Raw genomic sequence first — 26,728 nt, forward strand, 5'->3', positions numbered from 1 at the left:
GGCCGCCGGCGTCCGGTGACCGTGAAGGGCAGCGAGTACGAGTTCGCCTGCGATCTCGTGGTCGTCGCGATCGGCACCAATGCCAATCCGATCATCGGCCAGACCTCCAAGATCGAGCTCGACAAGCGCGGCTACATCGCGACCGACGAGACATTCGCGACGTCGCTGGCCGGCGTCTATGCGGGGGGCGACATCGTGACCGGCGCCGCCACCGTGATCAAGGCGATGGGCGCGGGCCGCACCGCGGCGCGCGCCATGATCGAGTATCTCGGCCTTCGCGACACCGATGCCGTCTACCGCACCCCGGCGGGTCCGGAATCGGCGTTGTTCGGCCTCGATCCGGGCGAGCACAATTTCGTCCGCGTGCGGACGGCGTGAGACGGGCCCGCGAGACGGGCCGGACGACGAAGAAGAACACGAGACTGTCATGAGCGAGACGCTGACGTCGGTGCGAGAGGACGAAACGGCGCCGGAGCCGCCGCTGCCCCGCGACTCCATCGGCAAGACGGTCGTCACGACGCTCGACGAATGCGTCGTCGAGATCGTCAGCGACTCGGGCGAGGGTGCGCAGCGCTGCGGCCAGTCGCTCGGCGCGATCGCGGCTCGCATGGGCAACGGCGTGTGGACGGTCGAGATCATCCCGGCCGAGATCCAGCCGCCGGCCCGCAGCATCGCGGGCGCGAGCGGCAACCGCATCCGGCTCGGCGCCAAGCGGATCGCCAACGGCGGCGACGGCGTCGACGTGGTCGTCGCGTTCAACGAGCAGGTGCTGCTCGGGCGCGTCCGCTCCGGCGAGCTGAAGCCCGGCTGCACCATCTTCCTCGAGAGCAAGTGGCGGACCCACGGCGACCCGCGCATCGCCGCGGCGTATCGCGAGACCTACGAGGAGCTGGTCGAACTCGGCTATCTCGTCATCGAGGTCCCGTTCGAGGCGCTGTGCAAGCCGATCGTGCCGGATCCGCGCCGCGGCAAGAACATGTTCGTGCTCGGCCTTCTGTGCAGCCTGTTCAGCTTCGACCTCAAGCTGGCACGCGAGCAGGTGCGGCTGACGTTCCGCAAGAAGTCGGACACGGTCGTGCGCTCCAACCTCGCCCTGCTGGAGGCCGGTGCGGCCTGGGCCGAGGGCAATCTCGACGTCAAGTATCGGATCCCGGCGTCCCGCGCCAAGGAGCCGCAGATCGTCGTCAACGGCAACACCTCGATCGCGCTCGGCGTGCTCGCCTCGGGCATGGAAATCTGCGCCATGTACCCGATCACCCCGGCGACCTCGGCGTCGCATTATCTGAGCGAGGTGTTCGAGCGGGTCGGCGGAATCGTCCATCAGGCCGAGGACGAGATCGCCGCCTGCACGTTCGCGATCGGCGCCTCCTATGCCGGCAAGTGCGCCGTCACCATCACGTCGGGCCCGGGCTACTCGCTCAAGCAGGAGGCGATCGGCCTCGCCGTGATGTGCGAGATCCCGCTCGTCGTCGTCAATGTCCAGCGCGGCGGCCCGTCCACGGGCCAGCCGACCAAGGGCGAGCAAGGCGATCTGCTCACGACGATCTACGGCAGCCACGGCGACGCGCCCAAGGTGGTGATGGCGGCCTCGACGATCGAGGACTGCTTCTACTCGGTGATCACGGCGCGAAAAATCGCCGAAGCCTTCAACATGGTCGTGGTCGTTCTCTCCGATTCCAACCTGGCGACATCGCAGCAGCCGTTCCCGCGGCCGAAATTCGACGAGGCGTGGCTGGCGCCGCCGATCGACCAGAGCCCGGTGCCGTTCGGCACCAAGCCTTACGACTGGAATCCCGACACAGGGCTCATCCGCCGCATCGTGCCGGGCCAACCGAACGGCATGCACACCATCACGGGCTTGGCGCACGACCGCGACGGTCGCGTCGCCTACGATCCGGTGATCAACCAGGAGTCGATCCGGGCCCGCAGCCTCAAGCTGGCGTCGCTGCAGAAGACTCTCAAGCCGCCGCCGGTGTTCGGCGATCCGGAGGGCGATCTCCTGATCGTCGGCTGGGGATCGACTCGGGGCGCCATCGAGGAGGCCGTCACTCGCGCTCGCGACGAGGGACTGAAGGCGTCGTCCACCCACCTGCATTTCCTCCAGCCGCTGCAACCCGGCATCAAGGAGATCATGCAGCGCTTCAAGCAGGTGCTGTGCGTCGAGCAGAATTGGTGCGACCGCCCCGACGACATGATGATCGACGAGAACAATCGGCGCTACTCGGCGCTCGCCATGATGCTGCGCAGCCGTTTCCTTGTCGACATCGACTGCTGGGGCGAGGTGATGGGCCAGCCGATCAAGCCCGGCACCATCCACGACCTCATTCGCGCACGGCTCGCGTGACGGGAGACACATCATGTCGGCGCCCATGCACGATTGCCTGATCCGGATGGTCGAGGACGAGCATCCGCTGGAGGACTACCAGAGCGGGGTCCCGCGCTGGTGCAGCGGTTGCGGTGACAACGCCGTGCTGGCCGCCGTCCAGCGTCTCTGCCGCGACGAGAACCTGCGGCCCGAGAAGCTCGCCTTCGTGTCGGGCATCGGCTGCGCCAGCCGTTTTCCGCATTACATGCGGACCTACGGATTTCACGGCATTCACGGGCGGGCCCTGCCCATCGCCGAAGGCGTCAAGATGGCGCGGCCGGATCTGCACGTCTTCGTCAACACCGGCGACGGCGACTGCTGCTCGATCGGCGCGGCGCACTGGCTGCACGCGATCCGCTACAACATGAACATGACCGTGGTGCTGCACGACAACCACGTCTACGGCCTGACCAAGATGCAGGTCTCGCCGACCTCGCCGAAGGGTCTGCGCAGCAACACGACGCCGCACGGATCCTACCTCGACGCGCTCAATCCGCTGACCGTGACGCTGGGTGTCACCAACGTGTCGTTCGTGGCGCAGGCGGTCGACTGGATCCCCGAGGTGGTGCACGCCGTCATCCAGGCCGCGTTCCACCACAAGGGCTTCTCCTTCGTGCGCATCATCCAGCGGTGCCCCGAGTTCCTGCCGAAGATGTGGGAGCCGTGGCTGCACGATCCGCAGAAGACGCTGCTGCTCGAGCACCAGGATGGCATCGGCTACAGCGCCGGCCTGCAGAAAATCTACAAGAACCGGCAGGCTCACGATCCGGCCGACATCCACAAGGCACGCGAGATCGCGTCCTGCATCGACCCGATCCCGGTCGGCATCCTGTACCGGGACGACAGCGTGCCCTGCTACGAGGACATCCGCGAGGCCGGCAAGCCGCGGCCGATCGAGATGGTGCGCTCCGGACTGGAGGCCGAGCTCGACAAGTTCACGGTGTGGCCCGACGCCGCCGACGCCGGCGCGCCGACCCCCTGAGACATTCGGAGGCCCGCCAGCCGCGGGACGAGACCCATGGACGCGGACGTCAAGACCCAGCTCGCCTTCCACGTGCTCGGACGCAGCCCGGCCGGTGCCAAGCCTGCCGGCAGCGTCGGGCGGCTCCGACCGGCACTGCTCGCCGCGTTCCGGGACCTCGCGACGCTGAGGCACGACTTTCCGCTCGTGCTGGTGCGCGACGCCGAACCCGCCGACGCGGTGCAGACGCTGACCAGCCTGATCAATGCAGCGCTCCAGAAGGTGGCGCCGCGCGGCACCGCGGGCGAGCGCATGCGTCGCCAGGTGCTGCGGGTCGAGCGCGAGATCCGTCGGCGTGCGTCGGGCGGCGGGATGCTCTCCGCGGCTTGGGACGAGGCCGCGGCCGCGCTGGCGGTGGACGGGGAGATAGGATTCGCCGAGAGCGCCGCGCTCGCCAAGGCCGCGCTCGCTGTCGACGGCGAGCTTCTCGATTGCAGTGCGGCCACGCCGCTGCGGCTCGTCCGCCATGTCTGGCGGCTCGTCCAGGAGCAGAAGCTCGCCGCTCTGGCCGACCGGGTCGAGGGCCTGATCCTGAAGCTCGCCGACATCCTGATGGCCGACCACGCGCGGTCCGAGGCGGGTCGTGCGCCCGATGCGCTGGCCGCGTCGATCGGCTCGGGCTTTGCCGGCCTGTTCGATTTCGGCGCCATGTCGGAGCTGCTCGGATCCGTCGCCGCCGGGCCCGTGTCCAAGCGCCGCCGCCAGCGAATCGAGCAGGCGCTCGCCGTGCTCGAGGCGCAGCCGCTGCTCACCGCGCTGCGCGCCCGCGACCGCGCCGCCGAGGACGAGGCGCTCGCCGCTCTGGTCGTCGAGGATTGCACGGCGGCGCTCGCCGCCTGGCGGGCGCAGCGGCCGTCGCTCGTCGCCCTCATCAGGGCGATCGCCATCGCCGAGCTGGAGATCGAGGGACGCTACTCGGAGGAGGAGCACGATCCCTTCTTCGCGGCGTTTTCGGAGGCGTCGCTGCGAGCGTCCGATCTCGCCCTCGGACCCGATCTGCTGGTGTGTGTCGAGGATGCCGGTGCGCTCCGTCGCGCGGAGGTCATCGAGCTTCTCTCCGCCGGTGCGCCAGTGAAGGTTCTGGTCCTCACCAGCGATCTTCTGGGCGACCCGGCCGCCGAGCCGGGCGGGCCGACGCTCGCCGGCACGCGGCTCGCCACCATGGCGACGGGCCTCGACGACGCCTATGTGCTGCAGGCCTCTGCCGCGATGCTCGGCCGCTGCGGCGGGCGCATCGCCCGCGGTCTCGCCTATGCGGGGCCGGCGCTGTTCTCGGTCTACACCGGGGCGGCATCCGCCGATGTGCTGCCGCCCTATCTGCAGGCGGCCGCAGCCACCCAGTCGCGCGTCTTCCCGTCCTTCACCTACGACCCGTCGGCCGGACCGGGGCTCGCGGCGCGGTGGGACGTCGCCGACAATCCGCGGCCCGACACCGATTGGAGCGTCCATCCGTTCCGCTGCGAGGACGCCGCGCACAAGCGCATCGAGGTCGATCTCGCCTTTAGCCCGGCCGATCTGATCGCCGGAGATCCGCGCCATGCGGGCCTGTTCGCACTCGTCGAGAGTGCGCACTGGAACGATGCCATGGTCCCCGTCGATGCCTGGCTGGCCGGCCCGCAGCCGATCGGCGCTGTCCCTTATGTGGCGGTGGTGGACGACCAGAACCGGCTCTACCGCGCCGTCGCGAGCGAGCCCGTCATCGCCGCCGCGCGCCGTTGCCGCGAGGCGTGGCACCGTCTGCAGGAGCTCGGCGACATCCACAATTCGTGGGCCGAGCGGCGCTCGCAAGCCGAACGTATCGCCCGCGAGGACGCCGCCCGCGAGGCGGCCGAGCTGGCCGCGGAGGAGAGCGGCGAGGCCGCTTCCGCATCGGCCGTTCCCACGCCCGTCGCGAAGGCGCCCGCCACGACGCCGGCGAAGCCGGCACCCGTCCCGGAACCGCCGGCCGCGCCGAGCGGGGAGGCCTATATCGAGACGCCGCGCTGCACCAGCTGCAACGCCTGCCTCCAGGTGAATGCCCGCCTGTTCGTCTACGACGGCAACAAGCAGGCGCTCATCGGCGATCTTTCGGCCGGCACGTTCCGCCAGCTGGTCGAGGCGGCCGAGAGCTGCCCGGTCGGCATCATCCATCCGGGGGAGCCGCGCAATCCGAGCGAGTCGGATCTGGACGATCTCCGCCGCCGCTCCAAGGTTTTCGCGGGCTGAGATCGCGGGTCGAGACGGCAGGGTTCATTCCGGTTATTCGACGCTCGGACTCGTCATGGCCGCGCTCGTCGCGGCCATCGCGTCTCGATGTCTCCCGAAAGCAAGGCGTGGATGGCCGCAACAAGCCCGGTCATGACCCGGCCTGGGAGGAGGGGCAACGATCGCGGCCCCGGCGCGACCGTTTCTTGACAGCCCGGACCCGCCCTCCCACACTCGCTCCACTTTATATGACGTGTTGCGGCGCGGTTCTTGCATTTCGATGGCGCTCGCCATCGGTGCCGGCCGGATCCCTCGGGCTTTCATCGGGCTTCTCGCCCGGCACGCCAAACGGAGACCACGACATGATCGGATCTCGTTCGTCACGGGGGTGTTTCGCTGCGGCCGTCGTGGCGGTCGCCGCGTTGCTCGGAGGGTCGGGCCCGGCCGCGGCGCAGGATACGGTGAATGTTCGCTTCTCGTGGAAGATGAAGGGCGAGTACGGCACGTACTTTCTGGCGCAGGAGAAGGGGCTGTTCAAGGCCGCGGGCCTGGACGTGAAGCTCGGCGAAGGCGCCGGCGCCCAGGCCGCCCTCGGGGCGTTGATACAGGGGCAGGAGGACATCGTGGTGCTGCCCGGCGTGTTCGCGCTCAGCGCCATCCAGAAGGGCATCCCGGTCAAGATCATCGCGCTCTATCACCCCAAGACACCGGTGACGCTGATCACCTATCCGGAGAAGGCGGCCAAGACGCCGAAGGATCTGGTGGGCATGACGGTCGCCCATTCGGTCGGCGAGACCGGCACCAGCTATCTCGACGCCTTCCTGCGGCTCAACAAGGTCGATCCTGCCTCGGTGAAGCGCACGCTGATGAATGCGCAGGCGCGCGTGCCGGCCTTCATCCAGAAGCAGGTGGACGTGGTCAGCGTGTACCAGACCAACGACCTGCCGATCATCCGCGAGCAGCACAAGGGAACCGACTTCGTGGTGATGGACATGGTCGAGTTCGGCCTCGCCGTGCCCGGCATGGCGCTGGTCACCAGCGACCAGAATCTCGTCAAGAAGCCCGATGTGCTCAAGCGCTTCCTCAAGGCCTCGGCCGCCGCCGTGCGCGACGCCAAGGCCGATCCGATGGCCGCGACCCAGGCGATCCGCAAGGCTTGGCCGTCGCCGCCGACAGAGACCGCCGTGCTGGAGCAGGTCAAGGCGACGGTCGGGGCGATCCCGGTGCCGGCCGGCCACGAGATCGGCTGGATGGAGGAGAAGACCATCACGGATGCGCTCGAGCTGCTGAAATCGGCGGGCGAGATCGACGCGCCCAAGCCGGCCGCGACCTACTACACCAACGTGCTGCTGGCGCCCTGAGCGGCGCGGCGGGACCGGGGGGGACGGCGTGGACGTCAGGCAACAACGGCGCAAGCGGAACCTCGTGCGCGCCATCACCGAGACGGCGGCGGCGCCCGTGCTGGCGCTGCTCATTCTCGCGGTCTGGCAGGTGGGGGTCCCGCTCGCGGGCCTGTCGGACTTCATCCTGCCGACGCCGTGGCAGATCCTGCGCCGGATCGCCGTGGATCACCAGCTGATCGCGACCCATGCCAGCGTGACGTTGTTCGAGACGCTCGCCGGCTTCGCCATCGCGGCCGTCACGGGTGTCGGCACTGCGCTGATGATCTTCTATTCGCGGCTGTTCGAGCGGGCCATCTATCCGCTGCTGGTCGCGTTGCAGACGATCCCGAAGGTCGCCCTCGCGCCGCTGCTCGTCCTCTATCTCGGCTACGGGTTCGCGCCGAAGCTCTTCCTCGCCTTCCTGCTCGCCTTCTTCCCGATCGTCATCGCGACCGTGGTCGGCCTCAACGGACTCGACAAGGCGATGGTGAACCTGACGCGCTCGATGGGCGCCAACGAGTGGCAGACCTTCTTCAAGGTGCGGCTGCCGTCGGCGTTGCCGAGCCTGTTCGGCGGCCTCAAGGTCGGCATCAGCCTGGCCGTGATCGGTGCCGTGATCGGCGAGTATGTCGCCGCCGAGAAGGGGCTGGGATACCTGCAGCTCCAGGCGAGCTCGCAGTTCGACACGACGCTGAGCTTCGCCTCGATGATCGTCATCGCGGCGCTCGGCGTCGTCACCTTCTGGAGCCTCGAAGCGATGGAGAAGCGTGCGGTGTTTCAGCGCGAGGCCGCACGATGAGGGACCCGGCTCCGGCGACGGCGCGCCTGCACGGCGTGTCGGTTGCCATCGAGAACGTGACGAAGATCTACGAGCTGCGCGACGGCAGCGACCTCCTGGCCCTCGACCGGGTCGATCTCGCTATCGCGCCCGGCGCCTTCGTCGCCATCGTGGGCCCGAGCGGCTGCGGCAAGAGCACGCTGTTGTCGCTGGTCGCCGGCCTGGCGCCGGTGTCGACCGGAAAAATCCTGATCGACGGCGAGGAGGTGAAGCGCCCCCACGAAAAGGTCGGCGTGGTGTTCCAGACCGACCTGCTGCTCTACTGGCGCACCGTGATGGACAACATCATGCTGCCGGTCGAGATCAAGGGTTGGCGCCGCCAGGATTACCTGCCCAAGGCCGAGCGCCTGCTCGAGCAGGTCGGGCTCGCCGGGTTCGCCGGCAAGTATCCGAGCGAGCTGTCCGGCGGCATGCGGCAGCGCGTCGCGATCTGCCGGGCCCTGGTGCAGGAGCCGGGGCTTCTCCTGATGGACGAGCCGTTCGGCGCGCTCGATGCGCTCACCCGCGAGCAGATGATCGCCGACCTGCAGGCCATGTGGCTCTCGGTCGGCAACACGGTGCTGTTCATCACCCATTCGATCGAGGAGGCGGTGTTCCTGGCCGACCGCGTTCTGGTGATGTCGCCGCGCCCGGGCCGCATCGACCTCGACCGCACCATCGACATCGAGCGCCCGCGGAGCTGGCGCAGCCGCACCGACGTGACGTTCATCGAGTACATGTCGGAGATCCGCGGCATCTTCGAAGCCCGCGGCGTGCTGACCAAGGAATAGCCCGCGTCGTTTCGAGGAAGCCCGAATGTCCCTGGACGCCATCGCGATCGAGTCGGCCGCCCTGCTCGTCATCGACATGCAGAACGGCTTTCTGCACGAGGCGGGCACGCTCGGCCTGTCCGGCGTCGATGTCGGACGACTGTCCGCGATCGTCGGGCCGGTCGCAGCGCTGGTCGACAAGTTCCAGGCCGCCGGCGTGCCGGTGATCTGGACCGTGCAGGAGCATTTTTCCGTCGACGCCAGCCGCGCGCGAAAGAAGCTGGCGGCACACACGGCTCGGCGCAAGCAGGTGTCGTGTCTCGCCGGGAGCTGGGACGCCGAGATCGTCGAGACGCTGAAGCCCTTCGCCGCGAAGACCCCGAGCTTCGTGATCCGTAAGCACCGGTTCGGCGCCTTCCACGAGACGCGGCTCGAGATTCTGCTCCGCCAGCTCGGCGTGACGACGCTGTTCGTCGTCGGCACCACCGCGAATGCCTGCGTCGAGACATCGATCCGCGAGGCCTATCTGCGCGATTACGACGTGGTCGCGGTGACAGACTGCATCTCCGGAGTCGATCCGGCCTGGGAGGAGGCGGCCCGAAAGGTCTGGGCGCAGTATTTCTGCGTGCTGGCCTCCTCGGACGAGGTCGCCGGCTGGGTCGATGCCGCATCGGCGCCGTGCATCGTCGAGTTCGCCCACATGCTGCTGCAGGTCGGCGACATCGAGGCGTCGCGGCATTTTTACGCCGACCTTGCCGGCTTCACGCCGCGCAACGCGAAGCCGCTGCCGGACGGGCGGCCGTTCGTGCCGTTCATGCAGGGGCTGGCGCTCACCTCGGGCGGCGCCGGCGCGCGCCAGATCGACCACATGGCGTTCCGGGTGAAGGATGTTCGCACCCTCGCCGCTCGCCTCGACGCGGCGGGCGTGAGCTTCTTCCAGCCGCTGCACGACGGCATCTACGGCCTGACCATCTATGTCGCCGATCCGGACGGCACCAAGGTCGAGTTCTACGAGCCCGGCGAAAAGCTCTGAGCTATCTCACCAGAAGCGGGAACGTCACGGCGATCGCCCAGGCGAGCGCGACGGCGTTCGCGACGCCGGCGACCCACGGGTGGCCGGTGCGCGCTAAGGCCCATCGGCTGAACAGGCCGTAGACGACGAAGAAGGCCAGGATCACCGGCACGATGAGGATCAGGAAGAACAGCTTCGACAGGTTCAGAACCACGGCCGCGGCGAGCGACATCAGGAACAGGAGCTTGGTCGCCGCATAGCCCCCGCGGGCGGCGCCGGTGCCGCGGGTCGCCCACTCGTCGGCCAGGAACCAGGGCAGGGTGCCGCCGAGCAGCGCCAGCACCAGGACCCAGCGCGGCCCCACCGGGACGAAGGACGTGACGAACCAGTCGATCGCGCCGCCGAGTGCGCCGATGCTGTAGAGCGTCAGCAGCGCCGCGGCGAGCGCGAAGGCACCCCGGCGGATCGATGAACGTTCGACGGAGTGGCGCCCACGCTGCGTGAAGACCAGCATCAGCGCCGTCAGGATGCCGTAGAGGCCGAAATGGAGAGCCAGGTAGTCGCCGACCAGCACGGGCAGGAACTCGGTCGGCGCCTTCCACAGGATCATCGGCGTCAGCAGCGCCGGCACCACGGCGACGGGCCACAGCCGACGCCAGGGCAGGCCGGCGCCGCGCGGCCGATCACTCACCCGCGGCAGCAGGCCGGCGAGCGGCTTCGCCAGCAGCACGATGCCGACGATCAGCAGCGCGATCCAGGCTCCGCGGTCGTCGACATAGCCGGAGCCCGAGCGGGAAAACACCGCGTCGAGCCAGGCCAGGGCCTCGCGGCTGCTCGCCGGGCTGTACAGGACGGCGATGTGCTCCACGCTCGGAGAGAAGGCGGCGCGGCGCGCCGTCCCGTCGGCGAACCGTCCGTAGGTCACGCCGGCCTCGACGGGGCCGCCGACCGAGAGAGCGACGGCGCGCAGCGCCTCCTCCTTCAGGCGGCGCTCCCAGTCGCCGACGACGACCAGCAGGTTCTTCGGGCTGTCCGCCGTGACGGCCGGGGAGAACATCGAGATCGCGACGGTCGCGGCGACGGACGGGTCCGATTGCGCGTAACGCACGATGATGTCGGACGCCATCGAGTGGCCCAGTACGGCGAGGCGGCCGTCAGTGCCGGGCAGCGTCTTGGCGAATGCCACGATGCGCGCGACCTCGTCGACCAGGAACGTCGTCGTGCCCTGCACCCGGGTGACGTCGCCGCCGAGCTTTTCGCCGTTGCGGCCATGCCCCAGGAAATCGAACGTCACGGCGACGTAGCCGTTGCGGGCGAGCGTCACCGCGAAGGGCTGCATGAGCTGCTGCGAGCCGGCGAAGCCGTGGGCGATGACGACGACGGGCGCCGGCGGCGCGTCCGGCAGGCGATAAACCGTGACGGGCGTCGGGCCGACGTGGGTCCGCGCGATGGTGAGACCGGCCGTCGTCGCGACGAGCTGCCACAGCGCGACGGCGACAGCGATCGCGCCGATCACTCCGATTGCGAGATCGCGAAAGCGGGACACCGGGCCTCGTGCGGGTTGCGCGTGCCCTCCCGGTATGGCGTCGCAGTCCCGCGCGCGCAAGGTGCACGGCGGGCAAGCGGCCGCATGTCGCGGCCTGCCCTACAGCCCTGGATCCAGCATCAGCTCGATGAGAAACGGGGCGTCGTCGGCGAGCGCCCGGTCAAGGGCGGGACCGATCTCGTCGGGGCGCTCGACCCGCACGGCCGGCACGCCGAAGCCTTGCGCCAGCAGGTCGAAGCGCAGATTCTGCGCGGCGAGATCGAAGCACTCGGGAAAGGGCTGGCTTTCCGGAAGCCCGAGGTCGCGCCGGTAGGCCTGCAGATTGTACTTGAGGATGCGATAGCTGCGATTGTTCAGCACGACGAATTTCGCGCCGATCCGGTGGCGCGCCGCGGTCGCGAGCGCCTGAATGGTGCTGATCGCGCCGCCGTCGCCGGCGAAGCCGAACACCACGCGCTCCGGCTGCGCGAGCTTCAGCCCGACGGCGCCCGGGAGCCCTGTGCCGAGCATGCCGCAGCGGGTCTGGAACCAGGTCCCGGGCACGTCCGGCGGGATGTGGCGCAGGAGCGCGGGCGCGTTCGTCAGCGCCTCGTCGAAGATCACGGCCGGCTCCGGCAGCGCCTGGAGGCGCTCGGCGAGGGCCGCCATGAAACGTGCCGCCTGCATCGGAACGGCGTCGGCTTGTGCCGCGTCCGCGGCCTGCGCACGTTGCAGGGCTTCGGCTTTCACGGCGGCGTGGCGATCACGTCGCGCCGTAGCCCGCTCGCGGTCGGCGTCGGTCAGGGTGGCGTGCAGTGCCTCGGCGAGACGGCCGAGCGCGAGCTTGGGGTCGGCGAGCGCGCCGATCGTGACCGGCTCGTTCTTGCCGATCTCGGAGACGCCGAGGTCGAATTGAATCACCGTCGCATCCTCGGCGAAGACGCCCGAGACGAGCGGAAACACCTCCGGCAGCACCGTGGTGCCGACGATCAGCACCGCGTCCGCGGCCGCCGTGACGTGCCGGCTGGCGTCGCCGAACATGTGCCCCAAGAACCCGCCGAACAGCGGGTGAGAGGCCGCCATGTTCACCTCGGAGCAGTTCGCGCCCCACACCGGCGCGCCGAGCAGCTCGGCGACGGCGGTGAGCTCGGCCTGTGCCTGAGATGCTGCGATCCCGTCACCCATCAGAATGAGCGGGCGCTCGGCCCCGCGGAGCAGATCGGCGGCCGCCCGGATGGTGGCGTCGTCGGGCGCGACGCGCGTCTCGACCAGCCGGGTCGGCTCCACCCGCTCGGGGCAGGGCTGGTCGAGCACGTCCATCGGAAGCGTCAGAAACACGGGCCCCATGGGCGGGGTCGCGGCGGTCTTGATGGCACGGCGGGTGAGCCGTAACAGCGAGCCGGGGTCGACCACCCGCCACGCGCAGGGGCCGTTGTGGTCGGACTTCACGAAGGGCTTGGCGATCGTCGGCAAATCAGCTGCCATCTGGCCGTCCAGCGCCTCGTAACGCAGCCCCGCCTCGCCGGCGAACACCACCATCGGGGTGTAGCCGCGGCGCGCGTAGTACATCATGCCGAGGCCGTTCGCGAGGCCGGCATAGGAATGGAGCTGCACCAGCGCGGGCCGCCGCCATGGCCGCGTATCGCCGGGCCGCTGGACGGCCGGTGCGGCCCGGGCATAGGCGTCTGCGATGGCGACAGCCGGGCCTTCGTGCAGGGCCAGGATGTAGCGCAGGTCGGTGAACTCGGTGTCGCGCAACGCATCGAGCAGGTTCTCTTCCGAGCTGCCGGGATTTCCAAAAACGAACGGGATGCCGTCGGCCTGAAGCTGGCGAAGGAATGCGAAACGTCCGGCTCCGCGAGGCGCGGTCGCAGAGGCCGAGGTCGCTTTCTGTCGCTTTGCCATTGGCTCTTCCACTAGTCGGCACAGGTCCGCCCACCAGGACGAGGTGATCCCTGCCTCTGCACGTTATAATTGCGTATAGCAGATGAGCAATCAATAATTGTGTTCTGGTCGGGGCGCGTGCGCTGCGGGATGACGCTGTTCAATTCACGACAAGGCAGTGGGGTGCGCCCCGACTCGGTCGTTGTCGTAAACCCGACAATGCGGGGCGCATCACGCAGATTTGCCCGATATTCAGAGGCCTGATCCGCGATCCCCCGGACGGCGGAGGTGGCGCGGATCCTGCTATCCTGACGGGAGCGAGTGGCCAAAGCACATGGTGCGGCGCGGGGAACGAGCATGACGGACAGCATGACCGTGACTGACACGCCGTCCGAGACGGTCGCGGATCCCCTCGTCGGCCTGGGCCAGGGAGCCCCGGCGGAGGCCCGGTGCCCGTTCCATTCCGGCGCGATGCCGGGGACCGCCGGTCCGGGCCCGTCGGCAAGGCCGGAGCCGGCCGCGATCGCAGACACCGGTCCCAAGACCATGGTGCTGACCGGCGCCTCGCGCGGAATTGGTCACGCCACGGTGCGTCTGTTCGCCGAGTCCGGATGGCGGATCATCACCTGCTCGCGGCAGCCCTTCAATCGGGACCGCTGCCCGTGGGAGGAGGGGCCGGACGATCACGTCCAGGTCGACCTGAACGACCACCGCGCGCTCGCGCTCGCCATTCACGACATCAAGGCCCGGCTCGCCGGCCGTCCCCTGCATGCGCTGATCAACAACGCCGGAATCTCACCGAAGTCCGAGGACGGCGGTCGACTGTCGTCACTCACGACGCCGGTCGCGACTTGGATGGAGGTCTTTCACGTCAATTTTCTCGCGCCGGTTCTGCTGGCGCGCGGTCTCTTCGACGAGCTTAAGGCCGGGCAGGGGACGGTCGTCAATGTCACGTCCATCGTCGGCTCGCGGGTTCACCCGTTCGCCGGCACGGCTTATGCGACCTCGAAGGCCGCACTGGCGTGTTTGACCCGTGAGATGGCGCACGATCTTGCGCCCCATGGGATTCGTGTCAATGCGATCGCGCCGGGTGAGATCAAGACCGACATCCTGTCACCCGAGACCGAGGAACGCCTCGCGCCGCTGATCCCGATGCGACGTGTCGGCTCTCCGATGGAGGTGGCGAAAGTCCTTTATTTCCTGTGTTCCGACGCCGCGAGCTACGTGACCGGCGAGGAGATTCACATCAACGGTGGTCAGACCCTCTGACGGCCTGCGGGCCGGTCTATTTGTTGCGGCAAATTGAATGAATGAGCCTGCTTTGTTGCTTCGCTCGCGAAGTGTTGCGCGTTGTTCGAAAACAAGATCGGCTGTGCCGAAGATCGGATGCCAGCCCTGCGGCGCGAAGGTAAAAAATGCGCATCGACTCCGATTTTTGAGCAGGTCGCGGCAGAAATATAGGCGCGACATCATTCTGATTCCAACGCATACTTATGATCGAGAAACGTGACAGTGGGACGGAGCACCGAGGACGATGGAGCGTGCCGAATGCTTCATACTGATCCTGAACGTCCGCCGCGAGGCGCCCTAGCAGCCACACCATCGGCTGCGCGCAGCGAGATCGCCCTCACGGGCGTCTACGAGATATCGAAGATCCTCACGTCGGCGAGTCGTCTCGAGACGATGCTGTCGAACGTGGTCAATCTTCTCGCCTCGTTCATGCAGATGCGCCACGGCGTCATCGCGCTCCTGGACGACGACGGAATTCCGAACATCGCGGTCGGCGCCGGCTGGACCGAGGATGCGGACGATCGCTTCCACGCAAGCCTCCCGCAAAAGGCCGTCGGCCAGGTGATCGCCACCAGCATGCCGCTGGTGGTGCCGAACATCGCCGCGCATCCTCTGTTCGAGGCGGGGGATGTCGAGAAACTGTCGAACGGCACCACCGAGACGGTGTCGTTCATCGGGGTTCCGATCCGGATCGGACAGAAGGTGGTCGGCACGCTGACCATCGACCGCGCCAACGACGCCCAGTCGGTCCTGCGGCTCGACTTCGACGTTCGCTTCCTGGTGATGGTCGCAAACCTGATCGGCCAGACGGTCCAGCTGCATCGCGTCATGCTGCGCGATCGCGAGCGGCTGATGACCGAGAGCCATCGGCTTCAGAAGGAGCTGGCGGAGTACAAGCCGCGGCAGGCGACCAACGCCGCGATCGCCGCGATCGTCGGCAACAGCCCGGCCATCAGGGTGCTGCTCGACAAGGTCGCCGTGGTGGCGCGCTCGCGCTCGCCGGTGCTGCTGCGCGGCGAGTCCGGCACCGGCAAGGAGCTGTTCGCCCGCGCGATTCACGATCTGTCGCCCTGCGCCGGCGGGCCCTTCATCAAGGTCAATTGCGCCGCGCTGCCCGAGTCGGTTCTCGAATCCGAGCTGTTCGGCCACGAGAAGGGCGCCTTCACGGGCGCGATCCAGTCGCGCAAGGGGCGCTTCGAGCTGGCCCATGGCGGCACCCTCTTCCTCGACGAGATCGGGGAAATGTCTCAGGTGTTCCAGGCAAAGCTGCTGCGCGTGCTGCAGGAGGGCGAGTTCGAGCGGGTCGGCGGCACCAAGACCGTCAAGGTCGTGGTGCGGCTGGTCACGGCGACGAACCGCAATCTCGAGGACGCGGTGTCGAAGGGCGAGTTCCGCGCCGACCTCTACTACCGCATCAATGTCGTGCCCGTGATCCTGCCGCCCTTGCGTGACCGCAAGAGCGACATTCCGCTGCTGAGCAAGGAGTTTCTGGCCCGCTTCAACACCGAGAACGGGCGGGCGCTGGAGCTGGGTCCCGGCGCCGTCGAGGTGCTCACCGGCTGCTGCTTCCCCGGCAATGTGCGCGAGCTGGAGAATTGCGTCCGCCGCGCTGCCACGCTGGCGGAGGGACCGACCATCGCGGCCGACGACTTCGCCTGCCGCAACGATCAATGCATGTCGGCGATCCTGTGGAAGGGTCGTAACCCGCAGGCCGCTGCGGCGGCTGCACCTCTCCCGCCACCGTCGGGCTCCGCCGGGCCTACGGCACACCCGGCCGAGGTCGCCCACGCGGAGCCCTTCGACCCGCATGCCGAGGTCGATGCCGTGATGCGCGGCGGACGGTCGTCCGAGCGGGAGCGTCTGGTCGAGGCGATGGAGCGGGCCGGCTGGGTGCAGGCCAAAGCGGCGCGGATTCTCGGCCTCACGCCGCGCCAGATCGGCTACGCGCTCAAGAAGCACGGCGTCGAGCTGAAGCGGTTCTGATCAGCCGGGCAACCCCGCCCGCCGCTTCCGCCTCCCTCGTGGAACTCGCAGTCCCGACAAGAGGGTGCCCGAGCGACGTTTCGGGCCGGTGCGCGGGCGCGCGACAAGCTCCGGGACTGCAGCGGCCTCTCACCGGATCGATCGGTGCATGAGAGACCGCCTTCCCCCGCGGAGGAAGAGGGGCGGAGCGCCGCGTCCTTGCATCACTTCACAGATCCAGGAGGTCCGACACGGCTGTCGGAGTTGCGACACGACCGGCCCGACTTGTCGGACGCGCGACACCCACGTCACCCCAGATATCGTCGAAAAGAGCGTGGAATCAGCAGTATCGGTGGGTGGCATGGGCCTTGAATAGCAGTCCTCCGTCACTGGATGGCGAGGATCCCCGATGGCAAGCTTCGTGTCGCTCGACAGCCTCTCCGAACCGACGTCGGCCGCCGCCATGCGAGAGGCCCTGAGCTCGTCGGGATGCAAGTCGTCCGCTTGTGGATCGAGCGGCAACGCCACCGACATGCCGGCCGAGCTGTGGAATCGGATCAAGGACCATCCGTGCTATTCGGAAGAGGCGCACCACTATTTCGCGCGGATGCATGTCGCGGTCGCGCCGGCCTGCAACATCCAGTGCAACTACTGTAACCGCAAATACGACTGCGCCAACGAGAGCCGGCCCGGCGTGGTGTCGGAGAAGCTGACGCCCGACCAGGCGTTCCGCAAGGTCGTGACGGTCGCCAATGAGGTGCCGCAGCTCTCGGTGCTCGGCATCGCCGGCCCGGGCGACGCGCTGTTCGACTGGCGCAAGTCGAAGGCGGCGTTCGAGCTGGTGGCGCGCGAGATCCCCGACATCAAGCTGTGCATCTCGACCAACGGTCTGGCGCTGCCCGATCACGTCGACGAGCTCGCCGACATGAATGTCGACCATGTCACCATCACGATCAACATGGTCGATCCGCTGATCGGCACCAAGATCTATCCGTGGATCTTCTACGACCACAAGCGCTACACCGGGCTGGTCGCGTCGCAGATCCTGCACGAGCGCCAGATGCTCGGGCTCGAGATGCTGGCGGAGCGCGGCATCCTCGTGAAGGTCAACTCGGTGCTGATCCCGGGTATCAACGACCAGCACCTCTCGGAGGTCAATGCGGCCGTGAAAGCTCGCGGCGCGTTCCTTCACAACATCATGCCGCTGATCTCGGATCCGGCGCACGGCACGCATTTCGGCCTGACCGGCCAGCGCGGTCCGAGCCATTCCGAGCTGATGGCGGTACAGGAGGCCTGCTCGGGCGGCGTCAATCTGATGCGGCACTGCCGCCAATGCCGCGCCGACGCGGTCGGCCTCCTGGGCGAGGACCGCGGCCAGGAGTTCACGCTCGATCAGATTCCCGAGCAGGTGGCCTACGATCCCTCCGTCCGGTCGACTTATCGCGAGGTGGTCGCCCGCGAGCGTCAGGACCACGTCGCCGCCAAGCAGGAGGCGACCGTGACGCTCGACGAGACCGACAGCGACGCCCGCATCCTGGTCGCCATCGCGACCCGCGGCGGTGGCCGCGTCAACCAGCATTTCGGTCACGCCAAGGAGTTTCAGGTCTACGAGGCCTCGGCCGCCGGCGTGCGGTTCATCGGCCATCGCAAGGTCGACGACGCCTACTGCCAGGGTGGTTTCGGCGAGGACGCGACCCTCGACAGCGTTCTGCACACCCTCGACGGCGTCGATACGGTGCTGTGCGCCAAGATCGGCGACTGCCCGCAGGAGCAGCTCGAGGCCGCCGGCATCGCGGCGACCGACGCCTTCGCGTTCGAATACATCGAGACGGCCATATCGGCCTATTACGCCACCCGCTACGGACGGCCCGTCCAGGCGCAGGTCGCCTGACCGCACCGTCCGCCGGGATGAAGGAGAACCACCATGGCTCTGAAGATCGTCGCATCGCAGTGCACCGTGTGCGGCGCCTGCGAATTCGAGTGTCCCAACGCCGCCATCAAGATGAAGCGCGACGTCTATGTCATCGACCCGGCCAAGTGCACGGAGTGCGAAGGGCATTTCGACGCGCCGCAATGCGTCGCGGTGTGTCCGGTCCCGAACACCTGCATCGCGGCCTGAGCGCGCCGCCATGATGACCGCGGGCAGCCACGCAGCCCTGCCGGAGCCGACCGACTGGCTCGGTCGTCCTGTCTCCTGCGTCGACTGCCCGCACGAGGAAATTCGCGCCGAGGGCCGCTGCGACCGCGGACGAATCTGTGTCCGCGACCGCCGCGCCCGACGCATCGATCGTTTCTTCGCCGGCAATCCCGGCGAGGCCGAGAAGTACCTGTCTCATCCCTATTTCGAGATCCGGACGCTCGCCGCGCGGCGGGCCAGCCTGTTCCTGTTGCCGCCGCTGATCGACGATCCGGAGCCCGACGTGCGGGCCGTGGTGGCGCAGCGGCTGCCGCTCGCCCGTATCGCGCGGTTGCGCGATGACCCCGATCGCAAGGTCCGCATGGTGATGGCGCAGCGCTTGGAGGGGGCGGCGCTGGTCGGCATGCTGGCCGATCCCGATTACGCCGTCCGTCTCGTCGCGGTGCGCCACGTGCCGCCCGATGTCTTGCCCAGCGCCATGCAGGATCCCGATCCGCAGGTGCGCTGCGAGGTGGCGCGGCGCGTCAAGGCCGACGTGCTGCCGGCCATGCTCTACGACAACGATCCGCTGGTGCGAATTGCCGTCGCCGAGCGGCTCGAGCCGTCCCAGCTCGTTGCTCTGGTCGACGACGAGGATCTGCGCGTCCGGTGGATCGTCGCCGAGCGCGGCGCCGTGGCGGCGCTGCCGAGCCTGTGCAACGACGTCGATCCGGAGGTGCGGCAGCGGGCACGCGATCGCCTGGCGGCACTGCAGCCGGCCGAACCGCAGGAGGGACGCCATGGGCCTCGGGCGTGAGGAGGAGGTCGAGCTCCGCACCCCGCCGCGCTTCATGCCGGGCGAGAAGGTGCAGTCGACCAAATACGTGAAGAACGACGGCACCTATCCGCGCCGCGACATCGGCGACATTCTGGTCCGCAAGGGTGATGTCGGCTACGTGCGCGACATCGGCACCTTCCTGCAGCAGTTCTACGTCTATGCCGTCGAGTTCGTCGATCAAGCCGTCATCGTCGGCATGCGCGGTCGCGAGCTCGTCAGTCTCGATCGCCCTGCCGCGTCGGCGGCCTCCACGAGTCAGCCCGGGAAACCCACGCCGTGAAGATCATGATCCGCAAGACCGACAAGGGCCTGTCCGCCTACGTCCCGAAGAAGGACCTCGAGCAGCCCATCGTCGAGCTGGAGAAGGACGATCTCTGGGGCGGCTGGGTGAAGCTCAAGAACGGCTGGGTTCTGGCGCTGCCGGATCTGCCGGCCGAGACGCGCCTGCCCATCACGGTCGAGGCCAAGCGCATCGGCGAAGACGCATGAGCGCGGGCGAGGCGGCAGCCGTGCTTGCGGACACGACGGACGATCTTCGCGCGGCGGCGGGTCCGGAGCGGCTCGCCGAGCTGGCGGCCGGGCTGAAGGCCGGGCGGATGGTGCCGTATCTCGGCCCCGATCTGCTGCCGGACGAGTCCGCCGGTCCGCCGCGCACGCCCGAGGCGCTGGCGCTGGCGCTCCATGCGCGTGCCGCCGTGTCGTCGCGCATCCGCGGCAATTTGTGGGCGACGGCGCAGCAGATCGAGAGCCGCCGGCACCGAAAGACCCTGACGGCCCTGATGGCCGACATTTTTCGCACGCCCGTCGCGCCGACGCCGCTGCACCAGGCGCTCGCCGCCCTGCCGCTGCCGCTCATCGTCGACACCTGGTACGACGGCGCGATGCGGCGGGCCTTGGTCGCCGCTGGACGCACAGACTGGGGCGAGATCCAGGGCGTGACGCGGGCCCATGCCACCGGCGACATCTGGTGGCGCGCCTACGACGCCGCCGGCGCCGAGGTCGATCCGTCCGTCGCGGCGGGCTGGACCACGATTCTCTACAAGCCGCATGGCAGCGTCGTCCCGGCCCAGAATTTCCTCGTGTCGGATTCCGACTATGTCGAGGTCCTGACCGAGATCGACATCCAGACGCCGATTCCCGTGCCGGTGCAGGACCGGCGGCGCGACCGGACGTTCCTGTTCGTCGGAACCCGCTTCTACGACCAGACCCTGCGGATCTTCGCCCGCCAGATCGCCAAGCGGTCCGCCGACGGGCATGTGGCGCTGGTCGACCCCGCGGCGCTGACCCGCAACGAGGGGCGTTTCCTCGAGACGGCCGCCATCGCCCCGGTCGCCGCCGCCCCGGCGGATCTCGCCGCCGCGCTGGGCTGAACCGGCCGCACCTCCAGATACGTCTTCGCCCTCGCTCCGAGGGGCCCGCCGACACGGGGTCTCGCAGGGCGAGGGCGCCTGCGCCGTGCGGGGACCCGGGTGGCCGCTGTTCTCCGTGAGGAGACAGGCGTGCGCCCGGCTGCTGTTCGGGGCGCGAGCAGACACCCGCCTCGCATCCGGTGAAGGCCATCGCGTCGCCTCCTCGCCGACCTCCGACATGCTTGTCTCCTTTGTCGGTTTCCAAACAGCCCGACAACGACCGACACGAGCGCCGTCGCTCTCTCATAAAGCCTTGCAGCACAACGATTACTTGCTTGTCTCGAAACGCGGTCTGGCGGTTGGCACGAGCGTTGCTGATCAAGGGTGCGGAACGGGCGCCGATGTCACCAGCGACGCGACGGCGCGAAGACGAAAGGAACCGGTATGAGCTCTCTTCGGCAGATCGCCTTCTACGGCAAGGGTGGCATCGGCAAGTCCACCACCTCGCAGAACACCCTCGCGGCCCTGGTCGAGATGGGCCAGAAGATCCTGATCGTCGGCTGTGACCCCAAGGCCGACTCCACCCGCCTGATCCTGAACACCAAGCTGCAGGACACGGTCCTCAGCCTGGCCGCCGAGGCCGGCTCGGTCGAGGACCTCGAGCTCGAGGACGTCCTGAAGATCGGCTTCAAGGGCATCAAGTGCGTCGAGTCCGGCGGCCCGGAGCCGGGCGTCGGCTGCGCCGGCCGCGGCGTCATCACCTCGATCAACTTCCTCGAGGAGAACGGCGCCTATGACGACGTCGACTACGTCTCCTACGACGTGCTGGGCGACGTGGTGTGCGGCGGCTTCGCCATGCCGATCCGCGAGAACAAGGCGCAGGAGATCTACATCGTCATGTCCGGCGAGATGATGGCGCTCTATGCCGCCAACAACATCTCCAAGGGCATCCTGAAATACGCGCATTCCGGCGGCGTGCGCCTGGGCGGGCTCATCTGCAACGAGCGCCAGACCGACCGCGAGATCGACCTGTCCGAGGCGCTGGCCAAGAAGCTCAACACCAAGCTGGTCCATTTCGTGCCGCGCGCCAACATCGTGCAGCACGCCGAGCTCCGCCGCCAGACCGTGATCGAGTACGCGCCCGACTCCGAGCAGGCGCAGGAGTACCGGATGCTGGCGCAGAAGATTCACGACAATTGCGGCAAGGGCACCATCCCGACCCCGGTGTCGATGGACGAGCTCGAGCAGATGCTGCTCGACTTCGGCATCATGAAGACCGAGGAGCAGCAGCTCGCCGAGCTGGCCGCCAAGGAAGCCGCCAAGGCGGCCGCCGTCGCCGGCTGACCGGTCCCTTCGTGAACGCGGGGCGGCGGCCACGGGTCGCCGCCCGAGGATCAAGAACGAGGAACGAGCCATGAGCCTCGATTACGAGAACGACGGCGCCTTCCACGAGAAAGTCATCGAGGAAGTGCTGTCCGCCTACCCGGACAAGTTCGCCAAGCGGCGCAAGAAGCATCTGAGCGTCGCCAAGGGTGCCGAAGAGGGCGCCGCCGGGGCCGCAGGCGAGGAGGGTGCGCTCCTCTCCGAATGCGACGTCAAGTCCAACATCAAGTCTATTCCGGGCGTCATGACGATCCGGGGCTGCGCCTACGCCGGATCCAAGGGCGTGGTGTGGGGTCCGATCAAGGACATGGTCCACATCAGCCACGGTCCGGTCGGCTGCGGGCAGTATTCCTGGTCGCAGCGCCGCAATTACTACATCGGCACGACCGGCATCGACTCTTTCGTCACCATGCAGGTCACCTCCGACTTCCAGGAGCGTGACATCGTGTTCGGCGGCGACAAGAAGCTCGCCAAGGTGATCGACGAGCTGGAGGAGATGTTCCCGCTCAGCCACGGCCTCACGATCCAGTCGGAATGCCCGATCGGCCTGATCGGCGACGACATCGAGGCGGTGTCGAAGAAGAAGAACAAGGAGATCGGCAAGACCATCGTGCCGGTCCGCTGCGAAGGCTTCCGCGGCGTGTCGCAGTCGCTCGGCCATCACATCGCCAACGACACGATCCGCGACTGGGTGCTCGACAAGAAGGAGCACGCCTTCGAGGCCGGCCCGTACGACGTCAACGTGATCGGCGACTACAATATCGGCGGCGACGCCTGGGCCTCGCGCATGCTGCTGGAGGAGATGGGCCTGCGCGTGGTCGGCAACTGGTCCGGCGACGCGACCCTCGCCGAGATCGAGCGCTCGCCCAAGGCGAAGCTCAACCTCATCCACTGCTACCGGTCGATGAACTACATCTGCCGGCACATGGAGGAGAAGTACGGCATCCACTGGATGGAGTACAACTTCTTCGGCCCGTCCCAGATCGCCGCCTCCTTGCGCAAGATCGCCAAGCACTTCGGCCCGGAGATCGAGGAGAAAGCCGAGGCCGTCATCGTCAAGTACCAGCCGCTGGTCGATGCCGTCGTCGCCAAGTATCGCCCGCGCCTCGAAGGCAAGAGCGTGATGCTCTATGTGGGCGGGCTGCGGCCGCGCCACGTGATCACGGCCTACGAGGATCTCGGCATGGAGATCGCCGGGACGGGCTACGAGTTCGCCCACAACGACGACTACCAGCGCACCGGGCACTATGTCCGCAAGGGCACGCTGATCTACGACGACGTGACGGGTTACGAGCTCGAGAAGTTCATCGAGCGCGTCCGTCCCGACCTGGTCGGCTCCGGCATCAAGGAGAAGTACCCGGTCCAGAAGATGGGCATCCCGTTCCGCCAGATGCACTCGTGGGATTATTCGGGCCCGTATCACGGCTACGACGGGTTCGCGATCTTCGCGCGCGACATGGATCTGGCGATCAACAATCCGGTGTGGGGCCTGTTCGACCCGCCCTGGAAGAAGAAGGACGAGACGCCCGTCCTGCAAGCCGCCGAATAGACGGTCCGCGCGGGCTCCCGGCGCTCGCATCGGAGGGCTCCGCGACCACGGCCTCGCGCCGTGTGTCGCGGAATGCTCCGAGGAGCCGGCCCTGCGGACCGACGACCCGAAGCGTCCGAGCGCGTTCGGACGCGTCGATCGGGGACGATGTTTCGCCGAACGCGCTCTATGCCGCGTGTCGCCGTATGGCGCGGCCGCGCAGAGATGACAGGAGCTCACGATGCCACAGTCGGCCGAAAAAGTTCTCGATCACGCGACCTTGTTCCACGAGCCCGAGTACCAGGAGCTGTTCAAGCGCAAGCGCGAGACCTTCGAGTGCCCGGCCTCCGCCGAGTCGGTCGAGGCGCAGCGCGAATACACCAAGACCTGGGGCTACCGGGAGAAGAACCTCGCCCGCGAGGCGGCGGTGATCAATCCCGCCAAGGCGTGCCAGCCGCTCGGCGCCGTGTTCGCCGCCGCCGGCTTCGAGAAGACGATGTCGTTCGTGCACGGCTCGCAGGGCTGCGTCGCCTATTATCGGTCGCACCTGTCGCGTCACTTCAAGGAGCCGGCCTCCGCCGTGTCCTCGTCGATGACCGAGGACGCGGCGGTGTTCGGCGGCCTCAACAACATGATCGACGGGCTCGCCAACACCTACTCGCTGTACGACCCGAAGATGATCGCCGTCTCCACCACCTGCATGGCGGAGGTCATCGGCGACGACCTCAAGTCGTTCATCGGCAATGCGAAGGCCAAGGGCTCGGTGCCCGAGGACTTCCACGTTCCGCATGCCCACACGCCCGCCTTCGTCGGCAGCCATGTCGATGGCTACGACAACATGATCAAGGGCGTGCTGGAGCATTTCTGGGACGGCAAGGAACGCTCCGCCGGGACGAGCATCAACATCATCCCGGGCTTCGACGGCTTCTGCGTCGGCAACAATCGCGAGCTCAAGCGCATCCTCGACGTGATGGGCGTGAAGTACACGCTGATCCAGGACGCCTCGGATCAGTTCGACACGCCCTCGGACGGTCACTTCCGGATGTATTCCGGCGGAACGACCCTGGCCGACACCGAGGCGGCGCTGAACGCCAAGGCGACGCTGTCGCTGCAGGCCTGGTGTACCCGCAAGACGCTCGACTACATCGGCGACAAGGGCCAGGAGACGGCGAGCTTCCACTATCCGCTCGGCGTCGCCGCGACCGACGAGCTGCTGGTGAAGGTGTCCGAGCTCGCCGGCGTCGAGATCCCGGAGAGCCTCACGCTCGAGCGCGGCCGCCTGGTCGACGCGATGGCCGACAGCCAGGCCTATCTGCACGGCAAGAAATACGCGATCTTCGGCGATCCGGACTTCGTCTATGCGATGGCCCGGTTCATCATGGAGACCGGTGGCGAGCCGACCCACTGCCTCGCCACCAACGGCACCAAGGCGTGGGCCGAGGAGATGGAGACGCTGCTCGCCTCCTCACCCTTCGGCAAGGGCGCCAAGGTGTGGGCCGGCAAGGATCTCTGGGCGCTGCGCTCCCTGATGATGACCGAGCCGGTCGACTTTGTCATCGGCAGCTCCTACGGCAAGTATCTGGAGCGCGACACCGGCGCGCCGCTGATCCGCCTGACCTTCCCGATCTTCGATCGGCACCACCACCATCGCTTCCCGCTGATGGGCTACCAGGGCGGCCTGCAGCTCCTTCGGACCATCCTCGACAAGGTGTTCGACAAGCTCGACCGCGACAGCGAGATCCCGGCCAAGACCGACATCTCGTTCGACCTGACGCGCTGAGACGCGTTCGACAAAGGCCGCCGCGGCACGGTGCCGCGGCGGAATCCTTCGGGAGCTGGTCGCATGCTGAAGGACAAGGTCAAGGCGCTGTTCGAGGAACCGGCCTGCGGGAAGAACCAGGCCAAGTCCGAGAAGGATCGCAAGGCCGGCTGCTCGAAGCCGTTGACCCCCGGCGCTGCCGCCGGCGGCTGCGCCTTCGACGGGGCCAAGATCGCGCTGCAGCCCGTCACCGATGCGGCGCACCTGATCCACGGTCCGCTCGCCTGCGAAGGAAACTCCTGGGACAACCGCGGTTCCGGCTCGTCCGGCTCCGACCTGTGGCGCCGCAGCTTCACGACTGATCTCACCGAGCTCGACATCGTCACCGGCAACGGCGAGAAGAAGCTGTACAAGGCGATCCGCGAGATCACCCAGCGCTTCTCGCCGGCTGCCGTGTTCGTCTACTCCACCTGCGTCACCGCTCTGGTCGGCGACGATATCGAGGCCGTGTGCAAGGCGGCCGCTTCCAAGTACGACGTGCCCGTGATTCCGGTGAACGGCGCCGGCTTCGTCGGATCCAAGAATCTCGGCAACAAGATCGCCGGCCAGGCGCTGATGGACCACGTCATCGGCACGGCCGAGCCGGACGACGTCGGGCCGACCGACATCGTCATCCTGGGCGAGTTCAACCTGGCCGGGGAGTTCTGGCAGGTGAAGCCGCTGCTCGACCGGCTGGGCATAAAGATCCGGGCCTGCGTGCCGGGCGACGCCCGCTATGCCGACATCGCAGCCGCCCACACGGCGCGCGCCACCATGGTGGTGCGCTCGACCGCGCTGGTCGGCCTCGCCCGGCAGATGCAGGAACGCTGGGACATCCCCTATTTCGAAGGCTCGTTCTATGGCGTGCTCGATACGTCGGAGTCGCTGCGCCGGCTCGCCAAGCTGCTGGTCGCGCGCGGCGCGCCCGCGGACCTGATCGAGCGCACCGAGGCGCTGGTGACCGAGGAGGAGGCGCGCGCCTTCGCACGCCTGGAGCCGTTCCGAGAGAGGCTGACCGGGAAGCGGGTTCTGCTCAACACCGGCGGGGTGAAATCGTGGTCGGTGGTCGCCGCCCTGATGGAGGTCGGCATGGACATCGTCGGCACCTCGGTCAAGAAGTCGACCCCGGAGGACCGCGAGCGCGTCAAGATCCTGATGCGCGACGATCCGCACATGTTCGAGTCGATGGCGCCCCGCGATCTCTACAAGATGCTGGCCGACGGCGAGGCCGACATCATGCTGTCGGGCGGCCGCACCCAGTTCATCGCCCTCAAGGCCAAGACGCCCTGGCTCGACATCAACCAGGAGCGGGTCCATCCCTATGCCGGCTACGACGGGATGATCGAGCTGGTGAAGCAGATCGACCTCGCGCTTCATAATCCGATGTGGACCCAGGTCCGCACCCCGGCGCCGTGGGACTCCGACGGCAATCTGATCGAGAGAGTGGTGGCTTTGCCATCTTCACCCTCCCCTGGAGGGGAAGGATCGCTCGCCGCAGGCGACC

22 protein-coding genes are annotated in these 26,728 nt (G+C 67.9%); 20 read left to right on the forward strand and 2 right to left on the reverse strand.

What is annotated here, in order from left to right; all coding sequences use genetic code 11:
• The 8 genes from CH341_RS35120 to CH341_RS01535 all read left to right on the forward strand — a co-directional run.
• Positions 1–378, forward strand: a 378-nt coding sequence (locus CH341_RS35120) for an FAD-dependent oxidoreductase (RefSeq protein WP_210208149.1), incomplete at its 5' end; no start/stop codon positions are given.
• A gap of 49 nt (positions 379–427) precedes the next feature.
• Positions 428–2,344 (forward strand): 2-oxoacid:acceptor oxidoreductase subunit alpha, encoded by a 1,917-nt coding sequence (locus tag CH341_RS01505; RefSeq protein WP_111417266.1) that lies wholly within the window; start codon positions 428–430, stop codon positions 2,342–2,344.
• Between the two features lie 13 nt (positions 2,345–2,357).
• Positions 2,358–3,347, forward strand: coding sequence for a thiamine pyrophosphate-dependent enzyme (locus CH341_RS01510; protein WP_111417267.1), 990 nt, complete (start codon positions 2,358–2,360; stop codon positions 3,345–3,347).
• Between the two features lie 36 nt (positions 3,348–3,383).
• A complete protein-coding gene (locus tag CH341_RS01515) occupies positions 3,384–5,591 on the forward strand; it encodes a ferredoxin (protein ID WP_111417268.1) in 2,208 nt (735 codons plus the stop codon).
• 440 nt (positions 5,592–6,031) lie between these two features.
• Entirely contained in the window at positions 6,032–6,931 is a 900-nt protein-coding gene (locus tag CH341_RS01520; protein WP_210208150.1) for an ABC transporter substrate-binding protein, read from the forward strand.
• A 28-nt stretch (positions 6,932–6,959) separates the two neighbouring features.
• Entirely contained in the window at positions 6,960–7,751 is a 792-nt protein-coding gene (locus tag CH341_RS01525) for an ABC transporter permease (RefSeq protein ID WP_111417270.1), read from the forward strand.
• A complete protein-coding gene (locus CH341_RS01530; RefSeq protein ID WP_111417271.1) occupies positions 7,748–8,560 on the forward strand; it encodes an ABC transporter ATP-binding protein in 813 nt (270 codons plus the stop codon). The genes CH341_RS01525 and CH341_RS01530 overlap by 4 nt, the downstream gene beginning before the upstream one ends.
• 25 nt (positions 8,561–8,585) lie before the next feature.
• The gene (locus CH341_RS01535) at positions 8,586–9,572 is read left to right on the forward strand and encodes an isochorismatase family protein (RefSeq protein ID WP_111417272.1); all 987 of its coding nucleotides are present in this window, start codon (positions 8,586–8,588) and stop codon (positions 9,570–9,572) included.
• A 1-nt stretch (position 9,573) separates the two neighbouring features.
• Here the strand turns inward: CH341_RS01535 and CH341_RS01540 are convergent, their stop codons facing one another.
• Positions 9,574–11,097, reverse strand: a complete 1,524-nt coding sequence (locus CH341_RS01540) for an alpha/beta hydrolase (RefSeq protein WP_111417273.1) — start codon at positions 11,095–11,097, stop codon at positions 9,574–9,576.
• 99 nt (positions 11,098–11,196) lie between these two features.
• Entirely contained in the window at positions 11,197–12,981 is a 1,785-nt protein-coding gene (locus CH341_RS01545; protein WP_111417274.1) for a thiamine pyrophosphate-binding protein, read from the reverse strand.
• 450 nt (positions 12,982–13,431) lie between these two features.
• Here CH341_RS01545 and CH341_RS01550 point away from each other — a divergent pair, with 450 nt between their 5' ends.
• The 12 genes from CH341_RS01550 to nifE all read left to right on the forward strand — a co-directional run.
• A complete protein-coding gene (locus CH341_RS01550; protein WP_111417295.1) occupies positions 13,432–14,229 on the forward strand; it encodes an SDR family NAD(P)-dependent oxidoreductase in 798 nt (265 codons plus the stop codon).
• 279 nt (positions 14,230–14,508) lie between these two features.
• Complete coding sequence (gene nifA, locus CH341_RS01555) at positions 14,509–16,233, forward strand: nif-specific transcriptional activator NifA (protein WP_111417275.1); 1,725 nt, start codon at positions 14,509–14,511, stop codon at positions 16,231–16,233.
• Positions 16,234–16,621: 388 nt separating this feature from the next.
• The gene (gene nifB, locus CH341_RS01560; RefSeq protein ID WP_111417276.1) at positions 16,622–18,103 is read left to right on the forward strand and encodes a nitrogenase cofactor biosynthesis protein NifB; all 1,482 of its coding nucleotides are present in this window, start codon (positions 16,622–16,624) and stop codon (positions 18,101–18,103) included.
• A 33-nt stretch (positions 18,104–18,136) separates the two neighbouring features.
• The gene (locus CH341_RS01565; RefSeq protein WP_111417277.1) at positions 18,137–18,331 is read left to right on the forward strand and encodes a 4Fe-4S dicluster domain-containing protein; all 195 of its coding nucleotides are present in this window, start codon (positions 18,137–18,139) and stop codon (positions 18,329–18,331) included.
• Between the two features lie 10 nt (positions 18,332–18,341).
• Entirely contained in the window at positions 18,342–19,145 is an 804-nt protein-coding gene (locus CH341_RS01570; protein ID WP_245430819.1) for a 4Fe4S-binding leucine-rich repeat protein, read from the forward strand.
• Complete coding sequence (locus CH341_RS01575; RefSeq protein ID WP_111417278.1) at positions 19,129–19,446, forward strand: nitrogen fixation protein NifZ; 318 nt, start codon at positions 19,129–19,131, stop codon at positions 19,444–19,446. The genes CH341_RS01570 and CH341_RS01575 overlap by 17 nt, the downstream gene beginning before the upstream one ends.
• Complete coding sequence (gene nifT, locus CH341_RS01580; protein WP_111417279.1) at positions 19,443–19,655, forward strand: putative nitrogen fixation protein NifT; 213 nt, start codon at positions 19,443–19,445, stop codon at positions 19,653–19,655. The genes CH341_RS01575 and nifT overlap by 4 nt, the downstream gene beginning before the upstream one ends.
• Positions 19,652–20,536 carry an SIR2 family NAD-dependent protein deacylase gene (locus CH341_RS01585; RefSeq protein WP_111417280.1) on the forward strand — a complete coding sequence of 295 codons (885 nt, stop codon included), beginning with the start codon at positions 19,652–19,654 and terminating at the stop codon, positions 20,534–20,536. Before nifT ends, CH341_RS01585 begins: the two co-directional genes overlap by 4 nt.
• Before the next feature lie 423 nt (positions 20,537–20,959).
• A complete protein-coding gene (gene nifH, locus CH341_RS01590; protein ID WP_111417281.1) occupies positions 20,960–21,859 on the forward strand; it encodes a nitrogenase iron protein in 900 nt (299 codons plus the stop codon).
• Between the two features lie 70 nt (positions 21,860–21,929).
• Positions 21,930–23,447 (forward strand): nitrogenase molybdenum-iron protein alpha chain, encoded by a 1,518-nt coding sequence (gene nifD / locus CH341_RS01595; RefSeq protein WP_111417282.1) that lies wholly within the window; start codon positions 21,930–21,932, stop codon positions 23,445–23,447.
• Positions 23,448–23,667: 220 nt separating this feature from the next.
• Positions 23,668–25,206: a nitrogenase molybdenum-iron protein subunit beta gene (gene nifK / locus CH341_RS01600; protein ID WP_111417283.1), complete on the forward strand. Its 1,539-nt coding sequence runs from the start codon at positions 23,668–23,670 to the stop codon at positions 25,204–25,206.
• A 63-nt stretch (positions 25,207–25,269) separates the two neighbouring features.
• A partial coding sequence (gene nifE / locus CH341_RS01605) for a nitrogenase iron-molybdenum cofactor biosynthesis protein NifE (protein WP_111417297.1) occupies positions 25,270–26,728 on the forward strand: 1,459 nt, incomplete at its 3' end.

The organism is Rhodoplanes roseus (assembly GCF_003258865.1).
Classification (GTDB): Bacteria; Pseudomonadota; Alphaproteobacteria; order Rhizobiales; family Xanthobacteraceae; genus Rhodoplanes; species Rhodoplanes roseus.